Below are 11138 nucleotides of genomic sequence, written 5' to 3'. Positions count from 1 at the left end.
CAGCCAGCCAGTAGCTCCCCGTTGATAGATCACTACTTCACCATCAGTGGCATTGCTTACCCAGAGTTCCTTCGTGTTGTCCTGGTAGGCAACATACCCTGGCTTAAAGCCTAAGGCAAGTGTTTCTGTTACCGTTGTAGATGCTACATTGATGATACTGACTGTCTGCGCACTTTCATTATCTACATACATGTTGCCATCACTAGCCGGCCAGGCCCCTACAGGTTCCTTGCCCACTTGAAGAGTCTTTAACACTGTCTTGGACAAAGGATCAATCACAGAGATGGATGCATCATTGGTATTGGCAACAAAGGCTAGTGCACCATCTGTTGAGAACGTGACTTCAGAAGGGTCCTTGCCTACAGTGATTACTGCTTTGATAGACCAATCAGCTGTATCAAATACAAGCACAGTACCAGAATTCTCATTTTGCTGTCCGAGCCATAGCTCATTCCCGGCAGCATTGAATGCTGCATTATGTGGCATACTGGGTAAAAGGAGTGTCTGCTTAACTAAGCCGGTTACTGCATCCAGAATTATTACCTTAAATGACTTGTCGCTGTCATCCATACCCCCATGTCCGCCGCTTAAATCAGTGGAAGTGATCGCAACAGCAAGTGTTGTTTTATCAGGGCTTATCGATATGTGGTGGGGCGCTACGGCATCCTGTAGTTTGATCGTTTCTGAAAGTTGATTTTCACTTAGCCTGATAACAGCAATTGATATTATCGAGCCCATTTACGACAAAAGCAGCCGGGTAAGTTAGGTTCAAGGGTGTCATCTGCTCGTCGTGTACCATGAGGTCATTACAACCTGTTAGGCTACCGGCAAGTGCTAAGGCCCCAATAAAGGATGTCCCGAATTTATGCATGAGGTTATGAATTTGATAGGGGCTGCGAGAACGTAAGCCCTGCTTCCTGATTTGACTAAAGATGATAAAGAAGGGAGCACTTTTTAGTACTGCTCCCTTCTTTCATGTTAATTAAGCACTTCTTCGTTGCTACCACACTTCAGCATCTTCTCTCCAAAATAAGGATTCTGGATCTCTTTATTTGAGCTCAGCCAGTAGGCTCCCTGGTCGTTGTTGGCCATCGGGCAATGCTGGTAGTATAAGGCTTGATCAGCAGCACCAAACGCTTTGGTCAGGGCAAAGGTCGCTTCAGATAATAACTCCAGCTGAGCACGCTGTAAATCCAGGTCAGCAGCCTCGGCCATGGCAGAAGCAGCCTGTGTTACCTCACTCAGGCGTTCTGCTGCAAAAGTTTTCTGTTCGCCTTGTAAAGCCGATACATCTACTTTTTCAGCAGCAGATACGATGGCTTTGGCATCCATCTGCGCCTGCTGCGCGTCAGAAGCTACCAGGTTGTCTTTTAATTTTAGATAGCTGTCTACTACAGCAGAGATTTGCTCCTTTACAGGGCTCGCCACCGACGTATAGTTCGGCACTTCTACGACCACTTTTCCTGCGGCAGGCTGCGCATCGCCGTGCGCCATACCTTCGTGGTGTTCGTGGTTTTCTGTTTCAGTAGTTGCGGTAGTCGCTTCCTGCTTATTTTCAGAGCAAGAAGTAAATAGGAAGGATGCCAAGGCAGCTGTTGCAAATGTCTTTTTCATTTTGTAGTTAGTATTAGGGGTTAGAAATTTATTTAAATTGGTTGATAAGCACTAAAAGTATAATAACGGCGACGGTACCTATAACAAGCCAGCGTAGCCACTTTTGCCACTTACTAACTGGTGCTTGGTCACCAGTCTTACAACAGTCTTTCATAATACATTAGTAATTTAATGTTGATGGCCTGCCATGGGGTTAGTACCTTTTTTGAGCACAAACTCGCTATACAATAGGTATGCTCCGGATACGACAACTTTATCGTTTTCCTTTAACCCGGAAAGGATGGCCACATTGTCTGCACTTGTTTCCCCTAGCGTCACCATTTGGGCTTTAAAAGTATCTTTCCCGGACTGCACCCACACATGCGCCCCTTTTTCATCACGGATGACAGCATCAGTCGGTAGCACCAGTGTAGGGCTTTCATCATCCGAGTTTTGCATGATAATATTGGCCTGCATGCCTGGCAGATACTGATCATTTGGATTTGGCAATTCAGCACGTAGTATCGCTACCTGGCTACCGGCCCGAAATTCCGGGCTGATAAAAGTAACCTCTGCCGTTACCAGCTCTTTTCCAAATCCTTCTACTGCTACCTTGATCGGATCACCTTCTTTCACACTAGCCACTTCCTGGGGATAAATTTCAGCTTCTACCCAGATCTTGCCCAGTTTACCTAATCTATATAGCACCCCACCTTCAGCTACATACTGGCCTTCAGCAGCAGCAACTTCGGTAACCACACCACTGGCTGGAGCTACAAAAGTTATCCGGGAACTTACATTTCCGGTTCTGGCCAAACTCCTGATCTGACCTTGGGTTAAACCATATAAGAGCAGTTTCTTTTTGGCTGCTTCCAGAAACGAAGCAAATCTTGGGTTTTCATTCCCAAGTTCACGGTTTTGTGCCAGGGCCAGCAGGTATTCGCGCTGCAGGGTTAGAAGCTCTTCAGAATACAATTCGTACAGCGGTTGCCCTTTTTGGATCGTTTGCCCACTTTCTTTCAGGTGCAGCTTTTCAATGCGACCTGCAGCCCGGCTACTGATCACATCCGTTTGTGTTTCATCCAGTACCAACTTGCCGGTAAGTATAGCGTTGCCACCTACGGAACCAGCTTTAACACGCATGGTTTTAATGTTTCCTAGCTTGATCTGGTTTTCCATCAGCACCAGTTCCCCATTCTCTTTACCCGTTTGGGATACGGGTACCAGGTCCATGAAGCAGATAGGGCAGGTACCCGGTTTATCCTGCACAATTTGCGGGTGCATCGGACAGGTATACGTTGCAGTTTCACCTTCTGCATGTGTTTTTTCTTCTACCGAGCAGGCAGCCACGGCAAAGGCTACCAGCAGGAAGAGTATGTTCAAATATCGTCTCATGGTTTTCTTTTTAGTTTCGAACCTTGATAAAACTTTCGCTGTCTACCAGGAACTGCGCATTTGCAGCTATTGTATCCGCTTGCGTTAAGCCAACTGTGATCTGGATCTTGCTGCCTACATCCGTACCTGTAGTAACCGCCACTGGCTCAAACACGCCATTCCTTTTTATGAAAGCGACGGTCTTGGTACCTATATCCAGCACTGCTACACTAGGTACCCAAAGGGCAGTGTCTGTACTATATGTTGCCTGGCCACTTACCAGTTGCCCTACCATCGCAGCTTTCATATTGCCTGGCAAGTACACGCGCGCCTTGGCAAAATTCTCTCCTTCATCAAAAAAGGGTTGCAAGAAATCTATGTTGGCTTTTAGCTTTTCACCAGGTACTTGCGGAAAAGATATTACCACAGGAGAACCTTTTGCTAATGACTGCATCTTACCTGGGGGAATAGTAAACTCTGCCCATAACTGCGCAACATTTACTACCCGCAACAGGGGTTGCCCTGTAGTTACATACATACCCTCGCGCAATTGTATGGCCTGTCCAGCTGGCGTACTGGAGGCTGCTGGAGTTGTAGCAGCGTTACTACCTCCCATGGCGTCCATACCCCCACCAGCGCTGGCAGCTGGTGCTGTAGCGGCACTTGCCCTAGCAGCAGGGGCCGAAGCGTTCAGGTCGACCACGTAGCCATCGTAGGGGCTGTAAAGCGCGAACGTATAGCTTTCTTCCCCTGTGCGGATCAGGCGGTTGATCTGATCAGTAGTAGCACCCAGGTACTGTAGTTTTTGCCTGGCAGCAACGATCAGCTGCTTGTCTTCCGGAGCCGACTGCACTAAGTACAGCAGCTCTTTTTGGGCCGTGATCAGATCCGGACTATAGACTTCCATCAGCTTTTGTCCTTTGCGGATCTGCTGGAAATTATACTTGATGAATAGCTTCTCTATACGACCACTTACCCGCGCCGGAACAGAATAAACCCGTCGTGGATCGTAGGTGATAATGCCATCCAGCTGCACTGTGGCTTCCACAGTCTTTTGCACAGGTTTGATCATAGCAATGTTAGAAACTACGGTCGTATTAGTTGGTTTTAACAAAAAAGCAAGGTCTTCGGTTAGCTCAACACCTTCACCTTGTACAGCTTTAGGAACTAAGTCCATGCCGCAGATAGGGCAGGAGCCAGGTTCGCTTTTGACTACCTGCGGGTGCATGGGACAGGTGTATTCCGTTTCCCCCTCTGCATGTGTTTTTTCTTCTACGGAGCAGGCGGCCACGGCAAAGCCTACCACCAGGAAGAGTATGTTCAAATATCGTCTCATATTCAATTTTGTATAAGTAATAGCAGGATTGTGTGAGAAAAGCTTTAACATTCACTCATCCACATTTCCCAATACACTAGTTATCTTTCTAGCTCCTTCTCGTAGCTTACCGTCATCTGAAAAAGAGACAGCAGCAACTTGAGATACTCCATCTGCGCCATGTTCAGAGCTTCCCAGGCATCGATTACCAAAGGCAATTCTTCGTTGTTTTGCTCGTAGGCCAGTATGGTCACATCATAGTTTTTCTTTAATGCCGGTATGATTCTATTATTGTAGTTGTCTACCTGCTCTCGCATGGTATTCAGCTCCAGTGCCATGTTACGGGCCATCCCCTGCGCTTCGTTTAGCATCGCCTCACGCTCGCGCTGCATAGCTTGTATCTCCAGGTTCATGGCTTTGGTGTTGGCCTTGTACATCTTCGACGACCAGGGTGCGATCGGAATGGAGATCATCCCCATCGCGGTAAACTGCTGTGGCATCATCTCATCACGCGGGTACATGTGATCAAAGCGAAGTTTAAAGTCCGGCAAACGTTCTTTCTTTTCCATCTCTACATTCAGCTGCATGGACTGAATGGTTCTGTCGAGTTGGCGGATGTCGCTGCGGGCGCCCGCTAGGTAAGTGGTATCAACTGCAAGCGCAGCAGGCGCAGGTACAGCGATAGTGGTATCAATTTTATACTTCTGATCCTTTGGCAGGTTCATCAGAATGTTGAGCTGCACGTTCTGTTGTTCGATCTGCGAAGCCGTCATCACCTGCATGTTCTGCACTTCGTGCAGCCTGGCTTCCGCTTTGTAAACACCGCCTAGCTTGCCCTGACTGTAGGGGTAACGGATTCGTGCCAGCTTGAGCATAAACTCCATAATGCGTTCATTGTCTTTTAATACATCAAGCTGTTTTTCAAGCACCACCCAATTGTAATAAGCGGTCTTGGCCTGGGCGCGCAGGTCGTTATAGGTGACATCCTTTGCTGCCTGCTCAATACCAGCTCTGGATTTCATGTACTTTTCTTTCGCGCGTTGCTTTATCGGGTTTGGAATGTCCTGCTCGGCTGAAACCATCCACGCACCTTTGTCGCGCTCTTCCATGATCTCAGCACCGGGATAGGGGGCCATGAATACGCCAGCACCGACCATCGGGGCCATCCAGCTTTTAGCGCCTTCCGCGTACGCATCCATCGCCTTTGCGCGGTAATTGTACTGCTGCAACATCGGGTTATTGTTGCTGATGCGCTGCAGCACACTGTCTAGGTTTAGTATTTGTTGCTGCTGAGCCAGCACCGGAGTGCCAGCCAGCAACATCACAAACACACACAACCAACTTAATTTCTTAATGCTTAACATCGTATATATCTAGTTTACCGTGTTTTTTAAGTTCATACTCTTTTGTCATTTCAAACACCACGGGCGTTACCAGCAGGATGTGAATGGAAGAGGTAAATACACCCCCAATCAAGGGCAGCACGATTGGCAGCATCACGTCAGTTCCTACACCGGTTGCCCATAGCACCGGGATCAGACCGAACAGCGAGACAGATACCGTCATGATTTTAGGTCGTAGGCGTTTCACAGCCCCTTTAAACACATAGTCGCGGATGTCCTGCTTCGTGATCGTCTCATCGGAGTTACCTTTTGTATCCGTCAGTTCCTTCATCGCTTCGTTCAGGTATACCACCATCAGCATCCCCGTTTCGATAGCCATGCCAAACAAGGCAATAAAGCCTACCGCCACGGCTACAGACAAATTCACGCCATAGAAGTAGACGATGAACACCCCGCCGATCAGGGCAAAGGGAATGGTAATCAGACTAAAGAAGGCTTCTTTTAAGGAGTTAAAAGAGAAGTATAAAATGAAGAAGATGATCAGCACTACCAGTGGGATAATGAGCTGCAGGGTTTGATTGGCGCGTACCTGATTTTCCCATTGGCCGCTCCATTCCAGGTAATAGCCTTCCGGTATACCCGTTACTTCCTGGTTTATCTTTTCGATCGCTTCCTTTACCGTACTTCCTAAATCGCGGTCACGTACGTTAAAGAGTACGGCCCCACGCAGCTGCGCATTCTCCGAGTTGATCATGGGCGGGCCATCGGTAAACCGAATTTCTGCTACCGATGATAATGGGATAGTTCCTGCTGCAGCTGTCTGGATTGGAATGCGCTGAATGCGGTCCACGCTGTTGCGATACTCCTGCGCCAGGCGCACGTTGATCGAAAAGCGCTGACGGCCTTCAATGGTATTGCCAATAGGAGTGCCACCCAATGCTGATTCTACAATCAGGTTTACATCATCTATGGTTAAACCGTAGCGGCTCAACGCTTCCCGGTTAATGTCAATCTCGAGGTATTTGCCACCTGTAATAGGCTCTACGTACAGGTCGTTCACACCCGGCACATCGCGCAAAGCACCGCGTACTCTTTCAGACACCGCAGCTATTGAATCCAGGTTTTGACCATATACTTTCACACCCACATCGGTGCGGATACCGGTAGCCAGCATGTTAATGCGGTTGATAATAGGTTGGGTCCAGCCGTTCACTACACCTGGTATTTGTAGCTTACTGTCCAGCTCGCTTATAATGTCCTGTTTGGTGATGCCCTCGCGCCACTCGGACTGCGGTTTAAGCATGATGATGGTTTCGATCATGCTGATAGGGGAGTTATCGGTGGCCGTGCTGGCGCGACCTGCTTTTCCTAATACACTTTCCACTTCCGGCACTGATTTGATGATTTTATCTTGTACCTGTAGAATGCGTTTGGCTTCGGCGTTGGAAATATCCGGTAGCGTTACGGGCATAAACAGGATGGAACCTTCATCCAGTGGCGGCATGAATTCGGTACCCAAACTGAAAAGCATGGGTATGGCTACCAGCAGTGCCAGGATGTTGACGCCGATGGTGGTTTTACGCCACTCCAGGCACCACCTCAACAGTGGCCCGTACAGTCGTTCCAGTACCCGGTTGATCGGGTTGGCGTTATCTTCCTTGAATTTCCCTTTCAGGAAGAAGGAAATCAGTACCGGTGTGAGGGTGATGGCTACGATGGCGTCCACGATAAGAATAAAGGTCTTTGTCCAGGCCAGCGGACCGAACAGTTTCCCCTCCTGGCCGGTGAGCAGGAACACCGGGAGGAACGACGTGATCACAATTACGGTGCTCCAGAACACACTTGGTCCTACCTGCTTGGCTGCCTTTTCGATGATCCGGATTCTATCTTCTTTTGATAATTTCATTTTTCAATTTTGAATAACTGATACTAATCCTCTTCCATCCATTCTTTACCCTTCTGTGCATCTGCTAGGTGCCGGTAAGCATTCTCTACCATCACAATGGCATCATCCACAATCACACCTATCGAAAGGGCAATACCTGTCAGCGACATGATGTTGGAGGAGATACCGAATGCGTTAAGCAGTATAAAACCGATGGCAACAGAAAGCGGCAACTGGATGAGAATAACCAAAGCACTTCGCCAGTGGAACAGGAACAGGAATACGATCACAGAAGCCACCAGCATTTCCTCTATCAGCGTCTTTTTGATAGAATCTATAGACTCGTTGATGAGGCCGCTGCGGTCGTACACGATGTTGAATTTCACGCCTTCCGGTAAGCCTTTAGCTACTTCGGTCATCTTCAGTTTTACATTGTCGATCACCTCGTCCGCATTCTCGCCGTAGCGCATTACTACTATACCGCCCACTGCTTCGCCTTCACCGTTCAGGTCAAATATACCCAGGCGGCTTTCACCTGTCATCTGCACGGTTGCCACATCGCGTACCCGCACCGGAATGGTATTGTTCGTAGCAATTGCAATGTTCTGTATTTCTTCAGCCGACTGTAAATAACCGGTAGTTTTAATTATGTACCCGATGTCGGAAAGCTCGAATTTGCGACCGCCAGCCTCGTTGTTGTTAGCCCGGATGGATTGAATAACCTGCGGAACAGAGAGTTTATAGTAGGTTAGTTTATTTGGGTCCAGCGTGATCTGGTACTGTTTCTGGAAGCCACCAAACGAGGCTACTTCACTCACGCCTTTCACGTTTTGCAAACCGAATTTTACATACCAGTCCTGGATAGCGCGCTGCTCTCCCAGGTCCATGCCGGGGGCATCCAGGGTATACCATAAGATGTGACCTACGCCAGTTCCGTCGGGGCCAAGGGTAGGGGCAACGCCTTCGGGCAGCATATTGCCTACTGAACTAAGGCGCTCCAATACCCGCTCTCGGGCCCAGTACACATCGGTCTCATCCTCGAAAATGACATAGATAAAGCTCATTCCGAACATGGAACTGCCGCGCACATATTTCACCTCGGGCAAACCCTGCAGGTTGGTTACAAGCGGGTAGGTGATCTGGTCTTCGATGATCTGCGGGCTGCGGCCCATCCATTCTGTAAAAACGATCACCTGGTTCTCAGACAAATCTGGGATAGCATCTACCTTGTTTGTCTGTACCGAATATAAGCCCCAGCCGAAGAGCGCCGCTGAAATGAGCAGCACGATATAACGGTTACGGAGCGAAAGGGAAATTAATTTCGCAATCATGTAAGTTTAAATAAACCTTAACAAATAATGAGGTGTCACAGTAAAATGACAAGTAAGAAGGGATGCCGAAGAAGAAAGTATAGGCATAGTAGCCGCTAGCCTCCGGAAAAGACACAGCTACGCCAGCCAAACGATAGCATCCGGAAAGTAAAGGTTATAGCAGGAAGGATTGCACCAGCACCGGTATGTCGCGAGCCAGTGGGGGAGCTTCGTAGAAAGCGTAAGCAGGCTTAGGATCAGCCTCAAGAGTGAAGAACTGAAGTATAACGACTTTAAAAGCGGCTACAAATTTCAGGTCCAGGGTTTTGGTAAGTAAAAGCGGTTTTGAATCGGGAGTTGCATTATCATGCTCGAAAACCAGTGTATGGTCGTCGCAGCATTCAGCAGCAGCTGAGGCAGGAACCTGGTGGCAGGGTGGCAGCGTTTCTTTTTCCTGCTCCATCGGGCAATCTGCTTTAGCCCCAAAGAAGGCAAGATCTTCTAACTCCCCGCTGCACAAGTGCATGCCCACCGAAATGCCTGTCGAGGAGACGAGCACCAGCAGGGCTAGGGTGAGTAATAGGATCCGCTTAAGTAGCTTCATGGTTATAGTTACGCTACGGCAAAGGTAGGAGCAAACGCGTAATTATTTTTACAGAATTCTAAAAAACTTTTACATATTTATGGAGTGTTGCTCTCTCTTTATCGTGCCAGACGTTCATAAGATGCTTGTAATCAGTAAATAGAGGGAAGTTCTTTCTGATTGCCTCCACCTATTGATTGTCTTTATTTTTGCACAAATCAGCGAAAGCCAATAGGAAAGCTATATTAAAACCTACTGTTCGAAGGTGGCTTTATTGCCGTTTGGGAAGGCTTATCTACAGCAGCTTTTGTCTTCTTGGATAGGTGGGCACGGTACGGTGCCGTAGCTGCAAAACACGCAACAATCTCCCGGCTTGGGCTTCAAAATAACGTCACATTGTTGGCATTGATAGAAGTACTGGCAAGCGTCTGTAGGCATTTGCTCTTCTTTCTGGTGCCCGCAACTAGGGCAGGTAATGGTAGATACTCGTATAGTAGCAGACATTTTATTTCAGATTAACTTGAGTTACTTTGTAGCCTGTGGCGCTTACAGCTTTCTCAATCTGCTTTACGTCTGTTTTGGTCTTGTCAAACTTGACCAGCGTGTTACCATCGGCATAAGAAGTTTCTACCTTTAAAATACCCGCTAGCTTATTTACTTCACTGTTTACATGACCTTCACAACCAGCACAGGTCATGCCCTTAATTTTAATTTCCACAATTTGCACATTTGATTTATCAGCAGTTGTTTGCTGTCCTTGTAATTGTGGGTAAAATATTTGCGCATAGGAAGGAAATGCCAGCATGGCTGCGGCAAAAAGAGACACTAGGAATAAAAAGGTTTTGCTTTGCATAAAATTTGATTTAAGGTTCGTTTTGCAATCACAGTCAACTTGTTTGCTCGGCATGAGTTTTTGATACCACGCAAAGGCCAGCACAAGTGTTGTCAATCCAATAAGGTAAGGGCGCAACGGCTCCAGCCAGGAAAAGGAGACAGCTAAACTACTGGTAGTACCGGCAACTAACGCCACTAGAGGCGTAATACAGCATAGGGAAGCACCCAAAGCCGCAACTAGACTGGTGCCAAGCCATATCTTTTCGGTAGGTGCACCACTGCTTTTCAGGGAGTTTTCTTGGGTTTTCATAAAGCGCTCTTAACGGTTTGGTTTGTAAAGAAGTCAAAATGTGGCTGGAGTAATATCTCTGATTCGGGGGTGAGTGCATAGAAAACTGTTTGAGCTATCTTTTTCGTGGTGACTAAATCACCATCCTTGAGCTTGCGCAAGTGCTGGGAAACAGCTGGGACGGACATAGAGAGAATGTCGCTTAGATCGCAGGGGCATAATTCGCCTTCTTCCTTCAGTAAAAACAGCATTTTAAGGCGAACCTCGTTTCCTGCCAGGTTCAAAGCGCTGGCGACAGACCCCAAAGGATCTCTTAGTTCTTCCATTCTGCGCTTACAGGAGTTGAGCTGTTTTTCATTGGCAAAAACTCTAATGCATGCTGTTTGTTTCTTTTGCTTCATATGCTGAACATTTATCTTTTAAAGACAAAACTGTTCAAAGGTAGCTCATTTTAAGTATTTAAGCAAATGCTTAAATACCCCTAATCTATCGCTCATGCTATGAAGTTTAATCACTGGAATATTCAACTTAAATAATACTGACTACATGACAGTAATAACCTAGACAATCCTGCGGTTTGTCTTATATATAGAGCAGTAATTGATCACCCGC

At 47.5% G+C, this 11138-nt stretch carries 11 protein-coding genes; all 11 read right to left on the bottom strand.

The genetic code is table 11. From position 1 onward, the window contains the following. Positions 1-738, bottom strand: a 738-nt coding sequence (locus H8S84_RS19915; RefSeq protein ID WP_187069174.1) for a YncE family protein, incomplete at its 3' end; no start/stop codon positions are given. A 240-nt stretch (positions 739-978) separates the two neighbouring features. After that, positions 979-1614, bottom strand: a complete 636-nt coding sequence (locus H8S84_RS19910; protein ID WP_187069173.1) for a DUF3347 domain-containing protein — start codon at positions 1612-1614, stop codon at positions 979-981. 168 nt (positions 1615-1782) lie between these two features. Beyond that, positions 1783-2988, bottom strand: coding sequence for an efflux RND transporter periplasmic adaptor subunit (locus tag H8S84_RS19905; RefSeq protein WP_187069172.1), 1206 nt, complete (start codon positions 2986-2988; stop codon positions 1783-1785). 10 nt (positions 2989-2998) lie between these two features. Beyond that, complete coding sequence (locus H8S84_RS19900; RefSeq protein WP_187069171.1) at positions 2999-4303, bottom strand: efflux RND transporter periplasmic adaptor subunit; 1305 nt, start codon at positions 4301-4303, stop codon at positions 2999-3001. Positions 4304-4383: 80 nt separating this feature from the next. After that, a complete protein-coding gene (locus H8S84_RS19895) occupies positions 4384-5646 on the bottom strand; it encodes a TolC family protein (RefSeq protein WP_187069170.1) in 1263 nt (420 codons plus the stop codon). Continuing rightward, positions 5633-7531: an efflux RND transporter permease subunit gene (locus H8S84_RS20265; RefSeq protein WP_187069169.1), complete on the bottom strand. Its 1899-nt coding sequence runs from the start codon at positions 7529-7531 to the stop codon at positions 5633-5635. The genes H8S84_RS19895 and H8S84_RS20265 overlap by 14 nt, the downstream gene beginning before the upstream one ends. A gap of 23 nt (positions 7532-7554) precedes the next feature. Further along, entirely contained in the window at positions 7555-8841 is a 1287-nt protein-coding gene (locus H8S84_RS20260) for an efflux RND transporter permease subunit (RefSeq protein WP_187069168.1), read from the bottom strand. A gap of 154 nt (positions 8842-8995) precedes the next feature. Continuing rightward, a complete protein-coding gene (locus H8S84_RS19880; protein ID WP_187069167.1) occupies positions 8996-9424 on the bottom strand; it encodes an HYC_CC_PP family protein in 429 nt (142 codons plus the stop codon). Positions 9425-9694: 270 nt separating this feature from the next. Continuing rightward, a complete protein-coding gene (locus tag H8S84_RS20180) occupies positions 9695-9907 on the bottom strand; it encodes a GDCCVxC domain-containing (seleno)protein (protein ID WP_230407276.1) in 213 nt (70 codons plus the stop codon). A gap of 1 nt (position 9908) precedes the next feature. Further along, the gene (gene merTP, locus H8S84_RS19875) at positions 9909-10547 is read right to left on the bottom strand and encodes a mercuric transport protein MerTP (protein ID WP_187069166.1); all 639 of its coding nucleotides are present in this window, start codon (positions 10545-10547) and stop codon (positions 9909-9911) included. Further along, positions 10544-10927 carry an ArsR/SmtB family transcription factor gene (locus tag H8S84_RS19870; protein WP_187069165.1) on the bottom strand — a complete coding sequence of 128 codons (384 nt, stop codon included), beginning with the start codon at positions 10925-10927 and terminating at the stop codon, positions 10544-10546. Before H8S84_RS19870 ends, merTP begins: the two co-directional genes overlap by 4 nt. Between the last annotated feature and the right edge of the window lie 211 nt (positions 10928-11138).

Origin of the sequence: Pontibacter cellulosilyticus, from assembly GCF_014306105.1 — a bacterium.
Lineage (GTDB): Bacteria > Bacteroidota > Bacteroidia > Cytophagales > Hymenobacteraceae > Pontibacter > Pontibacter cellulosilyticus.
Note: the sequence above shows the minus strand (reverse complement) of the source record. Positions and strands in the feature narration are given on the sequence as shown.

What these genes read in the sequence shown, in the direction of transcription:
- H8S84_RS19910 (WP_187069173.1), bottom strand. Translation starts at nt 1,614, where the DNA reads ATGAAAAAGACATTTGCAACAGCTGCCTTGGCATCCTTCCTATTTACT.
- H8S84_RS19905 (WP_187069172.1), bottom strand. Translation starts at nt 2,988, where the DNA reads ATGAGACGATATTTGAACATACTCTTCCTGCTGGTAGCCTTTGCCGTG.
- H8S84_RS19900 (WP_187069171.1), bottom strand. Translation starts at nt 4,303, where the DNA reads ATGAGACGATATTTGAACATACTCTTCCTGGTGGTAGGCTTTGCCGTG.
- H8S84_RS19895 (WP_187069170.1), bottom strand. Translation starts at nt 5,646, where the DNA reads ATGTTAAGCATTAAGAAATTAAGTTGGTTGTGTGTGTTTGTGATGTTG.
- H8S84_RS20265 (WP_187069169.1), bottom strand. Translation starts at nt 7,531, where the DNA reads ATGAAATTATCAAAAGAAGATAGAATCCGGATCATCGAAAAGGCAGCC.
- H8S84_RS20260 (WP_187069168.1), bottom strand. Translation starts at nt 8,841, where the DNA reads ATGATTGCGAAATTAATTTCCCTTTCGCTCCGTAACCGTTATATCGTG.
- H8S84_RS19880 (WP_187069167.1), bottom strand. Translation starts at nt 9,424, where the DNA reads ATGAAGCTACTTAAGCGGATCCTATTACTCACCCTAGCCCTGCTGGTG.
- H8S84_RS20180 (WP_230407276.1), bottom strand. Translation starts at nt 9,907, where the DNA reads ATGTCTGCTACTATACGAGTATCTACCATTACCTGCCCTAGTTGCGGG.
- merTP (WP_187069166.1), bottom strand. Translation starts at nt 10,547, where the DNA reads ATGAAAACCCAAGAAAACTCCCTGAAAAGCAGTGGTGCACCTACCGAA.
- H8S84_RS19870 (WP_187069165.1), bottom strand. Translation starts at nt 10,927, where the DNA reads ATGAAGCAAAAGAAACAAACAGCATGCATTAGAGTTTTTGCCAATGAA.